Source organism: Evansella tamaricis (assembly GCF_019042215.1).
Classification (GTDB): domain Bacteria; phylum Bacillota; class Bacilli; order Bacillales; family Salisediminibacteriaceae; genus Evansella; species Evansella tamaricis.
Window position 1 is genome coordinate 32729 of the sequence record NZ_JAHQCS010000073.1, and the last position, 17855, is coordinate 50583.

Genomic DNA, 17855 nt, shown 5'->3' on the forward strand with positions numbered 1-17855 from the left:
GAATGAAATTGTATCGACTATAGAAGGGATGTTCGGATGCCATGTCAATAACGATTAAAGATGTGGCGAGAGTAGCGAATGTGGCCCCTTCTACCGTTTCTCGCGTCATTGCCAACAGCCCAAGAATTAGTGACCGCACGAAAGAAAAGGTCCGGGAAGCGATGAAGGATTTAGGGTATCACCCTAATTTTAATGCTCGCAGTCTTGCCAATAAGACGACTAAAACACTCGGTGTTATCATGCCTAACTCAGCAAACAAAACGTTTCAAAATCCATTTTTTCCTGAAGTAATCCGTGGTATTAGTTCCAAAGCACATCAATTGGAGTATGGCTTGTATTTGTCAACAGGACAAACAGAAGTGGAAATATTCCAAGAGGTACAGGATATGGTTCAAGGAAGAAGGGTAGATGGGATCATTCTTCTCTATTCCAGAGTCAATGATAAAGTGATGGCGTATCTCAATGAACAGGATTTTCCATTTACTGTTATAGGTCGGCCAAGTGATGAAACAAATCGTGAGATAACGTATGTTAATAATGATAATTATAAAGCGGCAAAAACTGTAACTGAGTATTTATTATTATTAGGTCATAAACGCATCGCTTTTATTGGTGGTAATCTTGACTTTGTGGTCACCGTGGACCATATGGAAGGTTATAAAACAGCCTTAATAAATACTGGAATTGAACCTAGGGAAGATTATATAGTTTTTCATGAAGAGTTACAGGAAGGTGGACAAGAAGCGGTCATTGATCTTATGTCTCTAAGCGAAAGGCCAACAGCAATGATTGTTGCTGATGATATTATGACCTTTGGTGTTATGAGAATGTTAAGTGAGATGGAGATTAGTGTACCAAATGATATTTCCATTATTAGTTTTAACAATGTAATGATTTCTGAGCTCTCCCACCCCCCAATGACAACGGTGGATATTAATATCTTTGGATTAGGGTACGAAGCGGCAAATTGTTTAATTGAAAAAATAATCCACCCGGAAATTGAGCCAAAGCATGTAATTATTCCCCATAAAATGATTAAACGCCAGACTTGTCAACGGGTATCAAAGTAACTATGGAACGGTGGCCATTAGGTCATCGTTTTTTGGTGGTTCTATGAGTCTTAAGACAAAAATTGAAGAATTAAAATGTTTTACCATGGAAAAGACAAGCATTGTGTTATAATGAAAAGCAATGAAAGGTTGGTGAAGTCGTTGTTAAACAGTCGTTTTTTTCGTTTCTTGATGGGAACATTACTTATTTTATTGATCATTTATTTAAGCACAAAAGTGACATTTATCTTTAGACCTCTGGTTGTTTTTTTCCAAACGTTATTTATACCGTTTTTGATTGCCGGGGTACTTTTTTACCTATTAAGGCCAATTGTAATGTTATTACATACAAAGAAGGTTCCTAAAGGAATCTCCATATTGCTAATATACCTTGGACTAATTGGTGTTGTAACAGGCATTATTCTACTTATTGGTCCAACTTTACAGCTTCAATTTACCAATTTGATGGATAATATGCCAGGTTTAATGAGAGAATTGCAAACGGTACTAATACAGTTCCAAGATAACGAATGGGTCTCTCGTTTTCAGGAAACAGAGAATTTTTCCATTGAATCAGTCATAGAGAATGTAACAGGTTATTTAATGACAACCGTTGATTTTTTATCCAGTAACATTGCTAGGCTAATCGGAAGCCTGATTAATTTTATGCTTGTTTTCATTATCGTTCCATTTATGTTGTTTTACTTGTTAAAGGACGGAGAAAAGGCACCAAATCAAGTACTTCGTTTCTTTCCTGAAAAGCAGCAAGTGGAAGGGAGACGTATACTAAAGGATATGGATGAGGCATTAGGATCGTATATTCAAGGTCAAATTATTGTAAGCATATGTGTGGGGATTCTCATGTATATTGCATTTTTGATTATCGGTATTGAATATTCCTTAATTCTTGCCTTAGTTGCCATGTTTACTAATGTTATTCCATTTGTCGGACCATGGATTGGAACGATTCCAGCTGTTATTGTGGCTTTGATTCATTCTCCAATCATGGTACTATGGGTTTTAATTGCAATAGTTGTCGTTCAGCAAATTGAGAGTAATTTAATTGCTCCTCAAGTCATGGGGAAAAAACTGTCTATCCATCCTTTGACGATAATCATTTTAATTTTGGTGGGTGGAAGGTTTGCTGGTTTTTTTGGTCTATTATTAGCCGTTCCATTTTACGCTGTATCCAAAGTTATTGTCAGCCATACTTACCGATTACTGAAACTGAGGAAAGATAGCCAGTTGGCAAAAGAGGCAAAAGTGGAATAGAAGTTCTAATTTAGATAAGGTATAGAAAAAACTGGATGAGGTGATATATTTGAGTTTTGAGCAGGATGGAATTAAACAAATTGATGTTCAAGAATTAAAAGAATTACTGGAAAAACAACCGAAGGATAAAGTATTCATTGATGTGAGGGAACCTGAGGAATACGAATCTGGTCATATAAATGGTGTACCACTAGTACCAATGCATACTATCCCTTCTTTAGTGGGTGGTTTTGATAAGGAAAAAGAATACATTTTTATCTGTCGGAGCGGGAACCGTTCGCAAAATGTTTCTTTATTCTTGAAGGAAAATGGCCTGGAAAAGGTAACCAACTTCAATGGTGGAATGTTAGCGTGGGATGATGAGAAAAAAGAAGGTCCGGAAATTCAGCTTGATACTGAAGATGATCTTCGGGAGTGGAAAAAATAATATTAAAATTGTCCTCGAGAGGCCATTGCCATCGAGGACTTTTTTATTTTCCGTCGTGCACTGCGCTTACGCCTATTGCCGTCGTGCACTGCGCTTACGCCTATTTCCGTCGTGCACTGCGCTTACGCCTATTTCCGTCGTGCGCTCCGCTTACGCCTATTTCCGTCGTGCGCTCCGCTTACGCCTATTTCCGTCGTGCACTCCGCTTACGCCTAGTTTATAAATGGTCGGTTTTTTTGGAGTAGGATTTCTTTTGTGGTTGTTTTTGTTTGTTTTCTCGTTCTCTTTCATTTTTATGTTCATTTAAGGCTTGGTTATCATGTGGTCTTTTGTTGTTGTCTTTTGTTGGATCCATAGGTAGTCCTCCCTTATAATATTTTCTCTTTTAATATGTACTCAATACAGATGTATATGTACTTGTTTTAGCATGAAGATAAAGGGGTACAGGTTTATAAACTATCTATAAGGAGGGCACTAGTATGGATCCGAAAAAATGGGTAGCATCCTCTGCAATAGCAACTGCGGTTGCTGCAGGAACACTTTATTTTTCAAAAGAAGAAAATCGAGAAAAGACGATGTTAAATTGGAATAGATTACGGGCAAAATGGTTGAATCTTAGGAAAGAAGATATGGAAACTCAATATAAAAAGAAATTGGGACATTCAGATCCTTATGATATTGAAGATAATACAATGGTTGATGAGGGGGCACAGTACTCCGTTTCTTATTATAATAAAAAACAACAATAGGAAGTAGATATGTTTTGGAGACTTGTGAGGATGGTTTCTCTTCCGGCAAGTCTCCTTTTCCATAGAATAACTTAATGGCACTAGGGGAATGAATGAATAGTAATAAAACTAATTATAATTGGAATCGAATCATAAAACCTTTACCATCAGTAATTGAAGAGGGAGAAAATAATGAACTTAAATGTAATAGAGGAATCAAAAAAGGTTATCATTGCAATAGTTAGTGCGATACTCTTAGCCGTCAGTCTAAACTACTTTTTAATTCCAGCAAATGTTTTTGCAAGTGGTTTTACTGGAATCGCTCAAATATTATCGGAGGTAGTTGGTTTATCTCCAGGTATATTACTCTTTCTATTAAATATCCCAGTAGCCATCATCGGTTGGTTAAAGGTGGGGAAGAGTTTTACATTCTACAGTTTTTTAAATGTGGCCTTCACAACGTTATTCTTAGAGATATTACCGATAACCAACATATCCACCGACATTATTCTTAACTCTGTATTTGGGGGAGTAATAGGAGGATTAGGTGCTGGAATAATCCTCAAATTTGGTGCCTCTTCCGGTGGGATGGATATTTTAGTGCTTCTTTTGGCGAGAAAAAGTGATCGTCCTTTAGGAGTTTACTTTTTTACGATGAATGCACTTATTGTTCTCACTTCTGGTGTCATGTTTGGAATGGAAAAAGCATTGTACACATTGTTAACTTTATATGTCCTTTCTAGAATAATTGACACTTTACATACCCGACATGTGAAATTAACTGCAATGATTGTCACCAGTAAGGGCGATGAGCTCCAACAGGCGTTTTATGAGCGAGTAATTCGCGGTGTTACAAGAATCCCTGCAAAGGGCGGTTATTCCAAAAAAGATAAAGAGATATTAATGATTGTTATTACCCGCTATGAATTATATGAACTCAAAAAGATTATTGAAGATGTTGACCCTCATGCATTTACAAATATTGTACAGACTTCTGGAATTTTTGGAGTGTTCCGCAAAGACAATTAAGGATGAAACCTTTTTGCTAATTTTTCGACTATTTTATACGGGGGTAATAATGGGGAGGAGACAAAAATGAAAAAGTTCTTTATACGTTCATCTTGTTTATTTTTGTTAATTCTATTAATAGTTGCCTGTGGAACGAGTGAAGAGAGTACTGGTGATGGAAATTCAATTGGACCGATAGGAGGGGGAGAATCCATATCAGTAAATGGATTTGTATTTGATGTGGAAGTGGAACCTAATGAGTTATTTAAAGTAAAGATGAGTCTAATCAATGAAACGGAAGAAACAAGGCAAGTGGAGTTTTCATCGGGACAAAAATATGACGTCTTTGTTAAGGGTGCAGGAGATGAAGTAATTTACCATTATGCAGAAGATAAAATGTTTACCCAAGCGCTGGTTATGGAAACGGTTGGACCTGGAGAAACCTTATACTTTGAGGACGTATGGGAACAAGCGGAGTTGACATCGGGCGAAGTAAGCGTGGAGGCATCGTTATTAATTTATGGGATCGATGGGGAAGAGATAGACCGGGAAGAATTTATACAAACGATAACGGTCGTATTGGAATAATTATTAAATGAAATATAGAATCTAAACAGAATGACAAGAAATATACTAATGAGTATCCCATTAGATAGAAAATGAAGGAATGAATTAAAAGCAGATGAGTTCTTCTCTGCTTTTAATTATATCGACTCTTATTCTTCTAGATTACCACTCTTTATCTTTCACTTTAAGTCAATTTCCATCCACCAGTATTGAATTTTGTTTTACTAAATTTTACCATAAAAGAAGTAAGAAGTAATATCCCCCAAAGATAAAAAATTACTTCTCCTTTCTTCGAAAAACGTCAATTGTTTGGTTGGAAGAACATTATTAACTTAATATTGTCTTATTCTCTTAGGATTGATCTCCCACCTTTATACAGAAGTTGTTTCACTAATTTTAAACAGGAACTCACTTACGATTTCACAGTTTATACATTAAGGGTTATTGACTTCAACGAAAATATGACTGGCTTCTTCTGCAAAAACATGAATTTCATAAGTGCCTATTTCACTTCGAAACTGGATACTTCCTTGTTCAGATAACGAAATACTTTCTTCCCATAAAATTTCACTCTCTTTTTCAACTAAAAGTGATATAGTTCCTTCGCCAACCGTTGCTTGATATGGAATTAATATTATTCCCTCTTCCATTACATCGAATTCAGCTACCTGATAGGTTCCTTTTAACTTATCGATTGATAATTGAACTTTTCCATTTGACGTACTTTTCGTAGCGTTTATTGCCACATTATCAGAAAAAAAGAGCATTATTCCTACGAAACAAATCACAATAAAACTAAATAATCCTGCTGCGATTAACAATCCTTTGATGTTAATTTTTTTTAGGATAAGACTATTCAGGCTGAATACTACCCTAAATAGAACAGGAAATAACACAGCGAAAATGGTTAAAGAAACCCACTCAATTGGTGGAATAACTGAAAAAATAAGTATAATTAAATACATCGAAACAAAGGACCAATAACTCACAAGTAAAAATTTATTGTCCTTGTCGACTTCACCAAAAATAACTTCTATTAATCTTTGCAAAATATCACCTCAATTTTTAGTTTGGAATAGTATCTTATCATATAAAGTTAAAGTTTTTCATACAGAAACACTCCAATGCGAAAAATCAAGCTTGATTTGGAACTGGTGCCTGCCCCCATTAACTCTAATTTTGTGCTACTTAAAACATTCCCCTCATATTCTTCTATAAGGAAATAAGAAAAAGGGGGATAACGAAGTTGAAGAAAGTGAAAGTAAATCTACAGCCTATTGTTAGTGAAATAAATTTACCTACCGTGTTGAAAACCGCGGTACTTCCAGGTGACACATCTGAAAGTTTATTTATTGCCACCCAGGTGGGGGAGGTTTTAAGAATTGGAAACGGAAAAGTAACGACTTTTTTAGATATTCGCGAAAGAGTGATCGAACTCGGTTCCAAAGGTGGATACGATGAACGGGGGTTGCTTGGCTTAGCGTTTCATCCCGATTTTTATTATAACGGATTGTTTTATCTTCATTATTCCGTTGCTGGTACGCAAGGTCCCGGTGCTCTTTCTGATTCCTTCGAGCCAGATCCTTGTGATCCAAAAACATTAAACCTGAAATGGAACGATAGAGAAACAAAATATGACCATATTGATACGGTGGAAGAGTGGGTCCAACCGCCGAACGGGAGTAGGCACCCTCGAAAACGACGGACATTACTTAACTTAAGAAGACCATTTTTCAACCATAATGGGGTAAATAGCTTAAACTTTTCACCTGAGACAAGAAAGTTAATTTTTACCAATGGGGATGGAGGTTCTGGATTCGACCCCTTCGATTTAAGCCAGGATCTCATGGAAATAGCCGGTAAAATCATCGAAATTGATGTAAATAAAAACACCATTAATCAGCAAAATACAGATCAAGCCCCCGCCGTCACCCGGTTCAATGAACTTTCCAAATCCATCCAGAATATATTAACACTCATCGCCAGTGGTGTACGTAATGCACCTGGTATTTCCTATCAAAAGGTTAACAATCAATACATCAAATATGTCGGACATGTGGGGCAAGAGTTGATAGAATCGGTTTTTTCCTTTACGACATATAAGCCAATCCCTGTCACAGAGCTTGTGAAGACTGATCTAAGGAAGCTTGCACTTGAAGATGATGGATTCATTAATCTGGGATGGCGTGGCTGGGAAGGAGATTTTCCTACTCCAATTCTAAAGGATTGTCCGGATAATCCCCAATTAGATAAGAAAATAACGGCCTTTTATAATGATGCCGTGATCACTTCAACGAAACGTATTCGTCCCGTCATAAATTATTTCCATCAAGATCCCCGTCTAGATAAATTTCAGGGAACGGCACTTACTGGAGTGCAGGCTTATATGGGGAATAGCATCCCAGGTTTAACGGGAAGTGTTGTGTTTATTGACTTTGCACGACGGGACGAATCAGAGGCCCCAACTAGAGGAGTTCTCGCCTATATTCAAGCAAAGATGGATGGCCGGCCAAATGATTTTCATGTGATGAATATTGGATATGATTTTGGCTCTGAGGACGCTTATTTTGTTAGTCTAGGCACTGATTTGAATCAAGAGAGACTATTTTTAGGAGCTTATGGCTCTTCGAAAGTGACAGATTATAAGAAAGGTACTGTATATGTAATCGTCCCATGATTCCTTGGTGAAAAATTTGAACCCTTGCTAGATATGGGAGTTGTACGACCCTTTATTTATTTGTTCGATACTAAATTCATCATAACGGAACCTAAGGTTTGACAAGAAAGAGGTTTTTCATTTGATAGAAATGAATAAAGCCAGGTTTGTCAGTGTTGGGGGAATACTAACCGCAATTGCTGTTATCTTCCAGGCAGCGCCTGTATTTTTACCTGTAATTGGACTGGGATTAAGTCCATTTAGTACACTGCCTATTGCCATTGCTGCTTTTTTGAAAACTTCACTTGGGTTTGCTGTATATGGTTCGACAGCATTACTTCTGACTTTTATTTATATACAAGAAGCAATCATTCTGATTTTTACCACCGGTCTTCTTGGAATCACTATTGGAACATTCCTTTTCCGGAAAGGAATAGTCATTTCTGTCTTATTTTCTAGTATAGTTCTATCTCTCGGAATGTTCCTGTTAACTCATTTTGTCGGTATCACATTGTTAGGAGACTTCACTAATTTTGGATCAATCCTTTTCACCTTTTTCAGCTTCTTCCTATTTTCCCTTATTTACACAAGCATCTGGAATTTATTCGTTAGAAAACTGATCCAATTATCTACTCAAACTGATTTAAAATAACAAAAGGGCAGGTACGTCCCATCCATTCACAAGCCTTACTGGGACACTGTACCCCTAGATCTACTGGGCTTTAGGACAGACCTGACTATTTTCCATTGAAATTGGGAAGTTTACTATTGGAAGTTTTGTGGATCATTTTAGTGCATTTTCAAAGAGGAAATGTCTTTCAATCTGGAGCATGATCGAGAGGACGTGGATAAATGCCTCATGTATGGTTTCATTTTTTAAATACTTGCGAAAATGGTGAGACATACAGGATGCCATTGCCTCCCTTGCCCCATAATCAAAGTGATAGAAGTCAACAATGGGAAAGTAATCTCCGTTCCCTAAGGGAATCAACGTACCGAAGACGATCTCTCCTTCCTTTGGTGGAACAGCTTCCGGGTCCAGCATCATTACTTCCTTTATCTCGGATGTCAAAATATCAATGACTAGAAAATAACTGTTATGAAAAATGGCTCCTACAAAATAAAATTTCGGTACGGTTTTTTCCCATTCCCTTAGCCAAGGCATCAATATGGGCTTCTTTTTCATTAAAGAATCGTTTTCTTCAATAAAACTGTCCACAATGCTTATTGGGTCTCTGAGACTCGATTCAAACAATAATCGGCACCAAAATAAATTGTGTAGAAGGGATTTTCGTTTCTCCAACTTCGGATTGTGTTCATCGATAAACTCCTCCAGCACTGGAACGTACATATCAAAAAAATGGGCAAAAGCATAGTTTCTGAATTTGTTCGTCACTTCATTAATCATCACTTTCTGGACTTCTTCCGAAACAGCATGTTCATGGCGGAAAACCCTTTCGTTGCTTTCCAATTGTGCAAAGGGCACTACCTTTTCATTTCCCCTTTTCTTTTTCATAGAGAAATCATCCTTTCTTGGTATTTTCACATGGAGATTCGACAAGCACGGTTACTATATCCTTGTGAATAATGATGAAAGTTTGTATATTTTTTGAACATTTAAGTGACAGTAGCCCAAATAGGGTTGCTAGGCTTAATTAGAACTCCCTTACCCATGATTTTTCATGATAATCACAATAAATAAGAAACTACCAGGGTAGACTATAAGAAGTTAATATGAACCTCATCATGGATTCAAAAATCGTCCATAAAAAGGCTGGTAGACCTATCTGCAAAAGGAGATGTAATAGTGGAAAATATCGCTAGAAAAGTCGACTTAGGTGAAATCATAGTCGTTTCTAGGCTTTTTAAATTAAATACATATCAAATGGTAACACTTCTTGAAAATGGTTCTATGGAAGTATTTGATCATAAAGAAGACTTTCTGAAAAAATACGGGAAGAAGGATGTATATGTCGAATTTGAGGATTGGTGTGAGTTAAATACAGGAAAAGTTTTTACGAAACTAAAATAGCAAAACCTCAAACAAAGGGGTAGCAAAAATTTTTGAGAAACACATATCCCATTACTTACCACCACTGCTGGTTCCTGGAAGTGGGGACTTTTTGGGTTATCGCCACTTTTAGTAGCTGTGAAATTGACCAAGCTAACCCTCTATTATCCTCATGCTTAAGTCCCTTCATTTACAACAGCTCTCAAGATTAAGTACATTACTGAACAACAGGCTTTTCTCAAAATAATGGAGTAGAGGAAGTGGTATCCAGTTTCCTCTACTCCTTATGGTGCCGATGGATGGTAAGTGTTATTTTCTTATTTCAAGAAGTTCTTCCAGTTCATCATCGTCGAAGTTCCAAAGGGGAGAATTACTTTGTCCGATTAATTGATTTTGAAGAGCTAGTTTTTCTTTTATTAAGATATCAAGCTTTTCTTCTATTGTACCTTTTGTTAAAAAGGTGTGGACAGTAACAGGCTTTAATTGCCCTATTCGATAAACTCGGTCAGTTGCCTGGTTTTCCACAGCAGGATTCCACCATCGATCGTAATGTATTACTTGGGAAGCGGCAGTTAAATTAATACCAAATCCTCCTGCCCGAAGTGAGACAATCATAAGTGGAATGTCCTCGCTATTTTGGAAATTATTAATCATTAATAGACGCTGTTCTTTGGATAATTGTCCGTGAAAAAAAGGTATATTTTGGTCCCAATGAAGTTGTAGTGAATTTTGTATGAGATCTCCCATAAATTTATATTGTGTAAAAAGTAATGTCTTTTTGTCCCTGTTCTTTAGATCATTTAATAATAGGAAACAATCATCCCATTTTCCTGAGCGGCCTTTTAATTGATGGCTCCAAGGTTCCTTTAAAAAATGGGCAGGATGATTACAGATTTGCTTAAGCTTCGAAATTACTCGAAATAGATGCGCTCGTCTTTCAAAATCGGTTGCATTTGGCAATTGATCAAAAAATTGTTCAACGACTGCTTCATACAATATAAGCTGTTCTTCGCTTAAGGTTACGGTATGTTGCTTTTCTTCCTTCAGTGGAAGAGTGAGTTCCTTTTGATATTGTTTTTTGGTCCGCCTTAAAATAAATGGTCTAATAAGGGTTTGAAGTTCACTCATTCTCCCTTTCTCCAGTTTATCCCCTTTGTTGGTCACGAAACGTGATTGAAACCAAGATTCGTCTTTTAAATAACCAGGATTTAGTAAATCCATGATACTCCAAAGTTCTTTTGGTTCATTTTCCACAGGAGTTCCTGTTAAGGCGATGGTATGGCATGAGCGAAACTGTTTAATAGCTTTACGTTGTTTTGAAGAGACGTTCTTTAACTTTTGGGCTTCATCAAGGATTAATCCAGACCATTCATGGTTTCTAAATAAGTCCATATCTCTAACTGCTAATGGATAGGATGTTACAATAATATCAGCATTGGCTAGTTTTCCCGGGAGTAATCTTCGTCTTTCTTCCATCTTTCCTTCGTGGATGGAATAATGCATGGAAGGTGCAAATCCGACAATTTCCTGTATCCAATTCATGACAACACTTGTTGGGCATATGATTAAAAATGGCGATGACACTGTTTCTTGATGTTTAACCGTGTCCATGTAAGCAATGGTTTGAATGGTTTTACCAAGTCCCATATCGTCCCCCAAGCATGCACCTAATGAATAGGATCGCATTTTTAATAACCACTCCACACCTTCTTTTTGATAGGATCGAAGTTTATTCACCCACTTTTCATCAAGAGTCATGTGTTCACTTATAGTATCTTCTCTCCAACTAGGATGCAGGGTCCAACTGATTTCCCCTTGATCCAGAATAGTTTCACTATTTTTGTGGGACGCTTTCTCATCCTTTGTTATGGCTTTTCTTAAGGAATTGAAAAATTCTTCTCCATCTTTTTGACTTTGATAATGTGTCAAAAGCTTTTCTGCAAGGGAAAGATTCCACATTACCCAATGATCCTTTAGAAAAATCAGCTGCCTTTTGTCTTCTACCCATTGTTTGAACATATTTTCTTCTACTGGAATGTCATCCACTAAAAAAGTCCAGTTAATTTTCCTTTTTCCACCTTGACTGTTGGAAAAAGGGGTAGTATTTAATGCAATATTTCCATGGATGGAAGGGATTGATTGGTTATTTTTTATAGCCTGAGGGACGAGAATAGAGATTCCCGAGTTTTCCACATTTTCAGCATGATGAAGCAGGAATTGAGTTGTCTCTTCCGTTGATAGGAGTATTAGTGGTTCTAATATGGTCATTTTATTAATTGGATAGTGATCCTTTATTTCCGGCCATTTTATTTTTAAAAAAGGGATCGGGTTTTTTCGATAGGAGTGTTTTCCATCGTAGATGGCACGAACAGAATTTAAATACCCAGTCTCCCATTCTTTTAAGTATAACTCTATGGACCATGGTTCCCGTTCTTTCTCCGGCTCAGTCAATAATAAAACTAGTTGAAAAGCATCTATTACCTTCCCGTTCCAGGTTTTTAAACATGGTGGATAGAGATGCTCAGATAATATGTAGGATTTTCCCGGTTCCGTTAGGGCAGTTAACCACCGGTTTAATTGATCCCCTTTCTCGAAATGTTTCATTCTTGAAAAGTATGGAAGAATCCAATGTTTGTATGGAACTTCTGATATAACAAAAAATTGAAGCCAAAGTTGAAAAAAATCAAAAACTTTCTCAACCAGCTCGTCTCTCTCCATTATGAGCTTTTGTTCGTCTACTATTGTAGGTAGTCCTGATTCTATATGTTCCTTGATTAAATTTTCATTCTCCCATTGCCAGATTGCATATTTCGATGGAAATATAGTTTCCATTTTAGTTTCATTGAAACAACTCTTCATAATGGAAAAAAGAGAAATTAAAGTTGGGGCAATTTGGATATCATTACGTGAATCCCATTCATCAAGAAGACTTTGCAAAAGGTGTAATTGTGGATGTGGAATCCAAACCCCTTCAACTATAATAGATTCTGCAGAACTTGTTATGTGAATCTCTTTTATTTCATACGTAAATCCATAAAATGACTGTTCATCGTCCTGGAATAGAATCTGCTTAAAGAGAAGTGTGGGAAAAGAAAAAATTTTATCAGAAGCATCGGAAATTTCTCCCTCAAAGAGTAAAATTCCTGCATCTTGTTCAGAAACTATTAAGCCATTTAACGTAATAGAGTGATCACTTAGTGACATTAGAAAGCTCCTTCGTAAATGAGGTATACCTGGAATATTTTTTCATTAGGAGAGTTAAATACTCTTGAAAAAATGGTTCTTTAGTGATGTAAAGCTTTTCCAACATGGTTAAATAGTTTATTGCTTTTAAATAATGAGTTCTGGATTTTTTTTCTACAAGCCTTTCAATAAATTGATGAAGAAGGGAAGTTATTTTAGGATGTTGTGCCGCAATTAAATCATTAATAAAAACCTCTTCTTCTTCACTTAAATGGAGTGGGTCAATGGTTAAATACAATTGATTCATTCCAACATCATATTTTTTATGATAGGACACAATTTGAAAGAAGACCCGCTTAGAATGATGATGATGAGTTTGTTTCTTCAACATGGCTATACATGTTTCTATCATCTTCTGTTTTGTCATCTCATCAGTTAGATTTTCGATGAATAGTTTATACTTTTGAAAATGTGGTTTAACAAGCCATTGAGAAAGCCAAACATTATTGTCCAAATCAGGTTCGAAATCTTGTATAATGGAAATAGGTAAGGTAACAGAAAATTCTTTATTTACTCCTGCTATACCCTGTTTAAGTAAGGAACTCCATGAAGAGTTTTCTTTTAACAGTTGTTCAATGGTTGAAGGGGCAATCGCTTGTAGTACCTTATGAAACAAGGCATCTATTTGTTTTTTTCGTATTAAATATAATTGTTGTTTGATCATTAGAGACCTAACTTCCCGGAAACTTTGGATGATTATAACAGGTCGATATTTTTTATTGTATTCTTTTGACGTAAAAGCCTCACTCCATCCATCATTGCAAAGCCAACTTTCAAATTCATCAAGTCCATCTTTTTTGTATAAGATAGCTTTGGAGAAATACTCCCAGCTAGTACGAAGTTTCTTTTCCAACACCTGATTTAGTTCTTTTACAGTTAGGGAAAGTAGCATTTTGTTGCCTCCATTTTAAGTCTTCTTCCTATTTTACTAGGGGAAAGAAAATTCAACAATCAAAAAAAGACAAATTCGATGGAGAAAAATTTCTTCTTTTTTTCACAAAAACACATACCATATCAATAAGAAAAGGGAAAGGAGCGTGGTCATGAAGGATAATTGCTTCCAGGCTGAGTTCCAAGATTTGTTTGTGGAGTTACCTCGACCGGCACTGAAATCCTTTATTCATAAATTGCTCCAAGCACAGTACCGTATTTCCTGGCGACATGAAAAGGATACAGTTGAACTGGTTATTAAATCACAAGAAGGGCAAGTAATGATACCTATAAAAAGGCCCGACGAGAATTTGACGGTAATCCAATTAAATGAATTATCCATATGCATGGAAGACTTAGCCATATTATTAGAGGAATTGATAACAGAGACAAAGGGTAGGGCCATTGTTAAGACGGAAACGGGTGGTTGGATTTACGTTAGTTGTTTTGATAATGGAAAAATTGTTTCAGTGATGAAAATAGGTGGAGGTGAAAAAGCGGAGATGGGGTCATACCGGACAGTACGGAAAAGTCGGAATACGATGGATGGTGTAGACCCGGAAGTAAAAGCGTATATTATAACAGCAGAGATTGATTATTTATTAATGGAATTGGTGGAAGCCTTAGAGAAAAAGGATGAGATCGAAATCAACCGGATTAAAGGTGAATTGCGAATCTTATCCGAAGAACGGGCCAGATTAAATTTACCTAATAAAGTTAATTGATAAAACGGCTGCTTAGCAAAAATGTGATAGGTAGGTTGGAGGGTGTCTTAAAAGTATAACTTTTGGAGACGCCCTCTTTCTTTTTTTATAATTGAAACAGAAAGTACTTAGTCGAATTAGTTAGTCACATGGCTACTGTTTTATTGCCGTGTAAAAGGCAGGAACTAAAATCAACGTAAGGACTGCTGAAAAGAATAAACCTGAGATGATAGATATGGACAGAGGAACAAACAACACATCTCCACTAAAGGCAACAGGAAGAAGAGCAGCAATGGCAGTAAAAGCAGTAAGTAATATTGGTTTTAACCGAACCTTCCCAGCCTCTAATACAGCCTCTTCTAAATTTATTCCATCTTTTCTGCGCTGTTCGATAAACTCAATTAAAACAATCGAGTTTCGCACAACTATCCCTGCTAATGATACGATTCCCATCATCGCCATAAATCCTAGTCCTGTTTGTGTAATAAATAAACCTATGATTGCACCAGTAATAGCAAGGTAAACGGTGCTCATAATTAATACAGGCATGAGAAGTGAGTTAAATTGAACTGCCATGACGATATATATGAGGAATATCACGATAATAAACAGAGTCAACAATTCCAAAAAGAAATCATCCCTTAATTCTGTTTCACCTCCAAGAGAGATGGAGTAATCATCGTACCTAGTTTGTAATTCCCCAATAACACCTGCAATATCTTCTTCTAATTCTTGTTGATTTTCAATTGGATAAACACGAATGGTTAATGTCCTCTGACCATTTTCATGGGAGATAATAGGTATCATCTCTCCAGAAGTTACAGACACAATCTCATCAAGCGGAATGAATTCAGGTATGCCATTTTCATCAGAAACGCTTTTGCTCGGAATTAAAATGTCGCCAGATTCAAGACTGGAAGAATCCAAATCTATATTAATTTGAATTTCCCTACGGTCATTCCCGTCATCCAACACACCATATGGAATACCGTCTGTTATGACATTTATTTGTTGACTGATTTCCTGTAACGTGAAACCGTGTTTATTCATGATGTCCCTATTAGGGATATATTGATAAGTTGGACGTTTTACTCCTTGGTCATTAACAACCAGTCTTGTATCTGGAAAAGAATAAATCTCTCTCTCCAGTTTTTCTCCAATTTCATTGATAGTATCTAGGTCAGGACCAGATATTTTAATAGCGATTGGAGCGCCGACTGGGGGACCCGCTTCAATTGTTGTAAGTTCTAACACTGCGTCAGGGTAAGTAACGTGGAGTTCATCTGTCCAACGTTCTATAAAATCTGCTGCAGAAGTTAGATCTTTATTAATACGAAATAAGATTTCTCCAGTTTCTTCCCCTGTATTTGTCATTCCCTCGTTAAATAAAGGTGGGAGCCCTGATCCAGCATAAATCGCATGTTCTGTAACAGTATTATCTTTTGAAAGGATCATTTCGCTCATTTCCTGTAAGATCAATTCTGTATTTTCTAGTGTCGTTCCTACGGGAAGTTTTACTTCTACTGTCACCTCAGAGCGGTCAGCACTTGGGAAAAATTCGATAGGGATAAAAGTAATTAATCCATAACATAATGTACATATCAATAATCCGGTTAAACCAATTTTCCATGGTTTACGCACTACTTTTGATAGGATTTTTATGCTGTACCATTCTGCTAAACGATCTAATTGTTTCCCTAATACACCATCCCTTGTTATATTAATCTGATCCTTGGATTTAAGATAAGCCTTCCTTCGCCAAATTAGAAAAATAGGTACTAAAGTAAGAGAAACGATAGTGGATGCAACAATCGTTGTTATTAAAATGCTAGGCATAGCTCGAATGAAATCCCCATTTACCCCTGTGAGGAATACGAGTGGAAGAAAGGTAAAAACAATAGCAAGTGTGGAAGTAATTATTGATACTCGCACTTCTTTACTTCCAGCTATTGCACCCGCTAGTGGTGAATAACCTTCCTTGTATTTCCTTTGAATATTATCACCAACCACAATGGCATCATCCACAAGAATTCCTAGGGCAATGATAATTCCAATAATTGAAATCTGATTTAAATCTACTTTTAGAAATGGAAGTGGTACCATCCCCATAAAGATAGATACTGGTATCGCAATAGCAACAATGAAAGCCGAAGATATGTTTAATCCAAGCAGTGTTACAATAATGACTGCAAGAATAGAAAACAGGAGTGCTTTTGTTAAATCCCCAAAGATTTGTGAAATAATGGTCTGTTGCGTATAAAAACGTTCTAAAATGATATCTCCTGGGAGTTCATCCGCAAGTACTGGCATTTTTTCATGTACTTCTTTGTCCAATGAAGGAATATCAGTTCCTTTTTCTTGTAGCACAGTAAAAGATAATGCAGGGGTATTTTCGTACGTAATGAGATCTGTTGGTGCATTACGAGTAATCTCTACTGTTCCAACATCTTTTATAAATATGGGTTCACCTGTATATGTATTTCCTATATAAAGATCTTCTAAATCTGTTAAAGTGTTTGATTTTAAAATAGTAAGTTGAAAATTGGTTCCTTCCATTTCCTGAATTCCAAGGGGGAATGTGTTCATCTCTCCATCCAGTGCATATAAAACATCTTGAAAAGAAAGTCCTGATTCAAATAAGTCGTTATAATCAATGGTTAAATGAATAACCTCATTCGGAATTCCTTTAATAATGACGCCTTTTACCCCTTGTATTCTTTCAATTTCAGTTTTCCATTTTGATATTACAGGATATAAATCGTATAAAAGATGCCGTTCATCACTCAAGAGGTGGTAAGAGGAAAGGGCACCCATCTGGACATCACTAGATATATTTGGAAGCGATACTTCTTCTGGAAAACTTCCTTGGACATTGGATACTGTTTGACGGATTGCTGAAACTGTTTCTGCATCGGCACTTTCTAACTCTATGAAAATAGTGGATATTCCGGATGTGGAAACAGATGTGATGTCAGTTACACCAGAGATACCCAGCAAACCCTCTTCCAAAGGATTTGTAATAGTTCTTTCCACTACATCAGGTGGTGCTCCTGGATAAGGAGTGGTGATAGTGGTGATATCAAAACTCACTTCCGGAATTTCCCGTTGAGGCAATTGGAAAAAAGTTAGGAATCCGACTATCGTAAATAAGAGTAAAAATAAAAGGCTAATTTTTGGCTTCTTCAATCCATAATTAAACATCCATTGAATCCTCCTTTAGGCGTCTAAGTTTTATTCTTATTTTGTATAATGAATTTATC

General features: G+C 36.5%; 16 protein-coding genes. 10 read left to right on the forward strand and 6 right to left on the reverse strand.

Going from position 1 to position 17855, the window contains the following annotated elements:
- The first annotated feature begins 41 nt into the window (after nucleotides 1-41).
- The 3 genes from KS419_RS06930 (at nucleotide 42) to KS419_RS06940 (ending at nucleotide 2748) form a co-directional block, all read left to right on the forward strand.
- A complete protein-coding gene (locus KS419_RS06930; protein ID WP_217065360.1) occupies nucleotides 42-1070 on the forward strand; it encodes a LacI family DNA-binding transcriptional regulator in 1029 nt (342 codons plus the stop codon).
- 141 nt (nucleotides 1071-1211) lie between these two features.
- Nucleotides 1212-2321, forward strand: coding sequence for an AI-2E family transporter (locus KS419_RS06935; protein ID WP_217065362.1), 1110 nt, complete (start codon nucleotides 1212-1214; stop codon nucleotides 2319-2321).
- Nucleotides 2322-2361: 40 nt separating this feature from the next.
- Complete coding sequence (locus KS419_RS06940; RefSeq protein WP_343215033.1) at nucleotides 2362-2748, forward strand: rhodanese-like domain-containing protein; 387 nt, start codon at nucleotides 2362-2364, stop codon at nucleotides 2746-2748.
- Between the two features lie 217 nt (nucleotides 2749-2965).
- Here KS419_RS06940 and KS419_RS06945 read toward each other — a convergent pair whose 3' ends face one another.
- Nucleotides 2966-3103 carry a DUF3941 domain-containing protein gene (locus KS419_RS06945; protein ID WP_217065364.1) on the reverse strand — a complete coding sequence of 46 codons (138 nt, stop codon included), beginning with the start codon at nucleotides 3101-3103 and terminating at the stop codon, nucleotides 2966-2968.
- A gap of 124 nt (nucleotides 3104-3227) precedes the next feature.
- Between KS419_RS06945 and KS419_RS06950 the strand changes: the two genes are divergently transcribed.
- From KS419_RS06950 to KS419_RS06960, 3 genes are all read left to right on the forward strand, one after another.
- Nucleotides 3228-3497 (forward strand): hypothetical protein, encoded by a 270-nt coding sequence (locus KS419_RS06950; RefSeq protein WP_217065365.1) that lies wholly within the window; start codon nucleotides 3228-3230, stop codon nucleotides 3495-3497.
- Between the two features lie 171 nt (nucleotides 3498-3668).
- On the forward strand, nucleotides 3669-4505 hold the full coding sequence (locus KS419_RS06955) for a YitT family protein (protein WP_217065366.1): 837 nt from the start codon (nucleotides 3669-3671) through the stop codon (nucleotides 4503-4505).
- A 66-nt stretch (nucleotides 4506-4571) separates the two neighbouring features.
- On the forward strand, nucleotides 4572-5072 hold the full coding sequence (locus tag KS419_RS06960; RefSeq protein ID WP_217065367.1) for a BsuPI-related putative proteinase inhibitor: 501 nt from the start codon (nucleotides 4572-4574) through the stop codon (nucleotides 5070-5072).
- 413 nt (nucleotides 5073-5485) lie between these two features.
- Here the strand turns inward: KS419_RS06960 and KS419_RS06965 are convergent, their stop codons facing one another.
- Nucleotides 5486-6100 carry a hypothetical protein gene (locus KS419_RS06965; protein WP_217065368.1) on the reverse strand — a complete coding sequence of 205 codons (615 nt, stop codon included), beginning with the start codon at nucleotides 6098-6100 and terminating at the stop codon, nucleotides 5486-5488.
- Between the two features lie 197 nt (nucleotides 6101-6297).
- On the opposite strand from KS419_RS06965, the gene KS419_RS06970 reads away from it, so the two are divergent.
- Together KS419_RS06970 and KS419_RS06975 are read left to right on the forward strand one after the other, a co-directional pair.
- Entirely contained in the window at nucleotides 6298-7728 is a 1431-nt protein-coding gene (locus tag KS419_RS06970; protein ID WP_217065370.1) for a PQQ-dependent sugar dehydrogenase, read from the forward strand.
- A 121-nt stretch (nucleotides 7729-7849) separates the two neighbouring features.
- Nucleotides 7850-8359: a YybS family protein gene (locus KS419_RS06975; protein WP_217065371.1), complete on the forward strand. Its 510-nt coding sequence runs from the start codon at nucleotides 7850-7852 to the stop codon at nucleotides 8357-8359.
- Nucleotides 8360-8491: 132 nt separating this feature from the next.
- On the opposite strand, the gene KS419_RS06980 is transcribed toward KS419_RS06975, so the two are convergent.
- Nucleotides 8492-9223 (reverse strand): hypothetical protein, encoded by a 732-nt coding sequence (locus KS419_RS06980; protein WP_217065372.1) that lies wholly within the window; start codon nucleotides 9221-9223, stop codon nucleotides 8492-8494.
- Between the two features lie 291 nt (nucleotides 9224-9514).
- Between KS419_RS06980 and KS419_RS06985 the strand changes: the two genes are divergently transcribed.
- Nucleotides 9515-9739, forward strand: coding sequence for a hypothetical protein (locus tag KS419_RS06985; protein ID WP_217065373.1), 225 nt, complete (start codon nucleotides 9515-9517; stop codon nucleotides 9737-9739).
- A gap of 288 nt (nucleotides 9740-10027) precedes the next feature.
- Here the strand turns inward: KS419_RS06985 and KS419_RS06990 are convergent, their stop codons facing one another.
- Complete coding sequence (locus KS419_RS06990) at nucleotides 10028-12922, reverse strand: DEAD/DEAH box helicase (protein ID WP_217065374.1); 2895 nt, start codon at nucleotides 12920-12922, stop codon at nucleotides 10028-10030.
- Nucleotides 12909-13853 carry a hypothetical protein gene (locus KS419_RS06995; RefSeq protein ID WP_217065375.1) on the reverse strand — a complete coding sequence of 315 codons (945 nt, stop codon included), beginning with the start codon at nucleotides 13851-13853 and terminating at the stop codon, nucleotides 12909-12911. Before KS419_RS06995 ends, KS419_RS06990 begins: the two co-directional genes overlap by 14 nt.
- Before the next feature lie 151 nt (nucleotides 13854-14004).
- On the opposite strand from KS419_RS06995, the gene KS419_RS07000 reads away from it, so the two are divergent.
- A complete protein-coding gene (locus KS419_RS07000) occupies nucleotides 14005-14616 on the forward strand; it encodes a hypothetical protein (protein ID WP_217065376.1) in 612 nt (203 codons plus the stop codon).
- A gap of 132 nt (nucleotides 14617-14748) precedes the next feature.
- Here the strand turns inward: KS419_RS07000 and KS419_RS07005 are convergent, their stop codons facing one another.
- The gene (locus KS419_RS07005) at nucleotides 14749-17796 is read right to left on the reverse strand and encodes an efflux RND transporter permease subunit (protein ID WP_217065378.1); all 3048 of its coding nucleotides are present in this window, start codon (nucleotides 17794-17796) and stop codon (nucleotides 14749-14751) included.
- Nucleotides 17797-17855: the final 59 nt, after the last annotated feature.

What these genes read in the sequence shown, in the direction of transcription:
- KS419_RS06930 (WP_217065360.1), top strand. Translation starts at nt 42, where the DNA reads ATGTCAATAACGATTAAAGATGTGGCGAGAGTAGCGAATGTGGCCCCT.
- KS419_RS06945 (WP_217065364.1), bottom strand. Translation starts at nt 3,103, where the DNA reads ATGGATCCAACAAAAGACAACAACAAAAGACCACATGATAACCAAGCC.
- KS419_RS06950 (WP_217065365.1), top strand. Translation starts at nt 3,228, where the DNA reads ATGGATCCGAAAAAATGGGTAGCATCCTCTGCAATAGCAACTGCGGTT.
- KS419_RS06955 (WP_217065366.1), top strand. Translation starts at nt 3,669, where the DNA reads ATGAACTTAAATGTAATAGAGGAATCAAAAAAGGTTATCATTGCAATA.
- KS419_RS06960 (WP_217065367.1), top strand. Translation starts at nt 4,572, where the DNA reads ATGAAAAAGTTCTTTATACGTTCATCTTGTTTATTTTTGTTAATTCTA.
- KS419_RS06980 (WP_217065372.1), bottom strand. Translation starts at nt 9,223, where the DNA reads ATGAAAAAGAAAAGGGGAAATGAAAAGGTAGTGCCCTTTGCACAATTG.
- KS419_RS06990 (WP_217065374.1), bottom strand. Translation starts at nt 12,922, where the DNA reads ATGTCACTAAGTGATCACTCTATTACGTTAAATGGCTTAATAGTTTCT.
- KS419_RS06995 (WP_217065375.1), bottom strand. Translation starts at nt 13,853, where the DNA reads ATGCTACTTTCCCTAACTGTAAAAGAACTAAATCAGGTGTTGGAAAAG.
- KS419_RS07000 (WP_217065376.1), top strand. Translation starts at nt 14,005, where the DNA reads ATGAAGGATAATTGCTTCCAGGCTGAGTTCCAAGATTTGTTTGTGGAG.
- KS419_RS07005 (WP_217065378.1), bottom strand. Translation starts at nt 17,796, where the DNA reads ATGTTTAATTATGGATTGAAGAAGCCAAAAATTAGCCTTTTATTTTTA.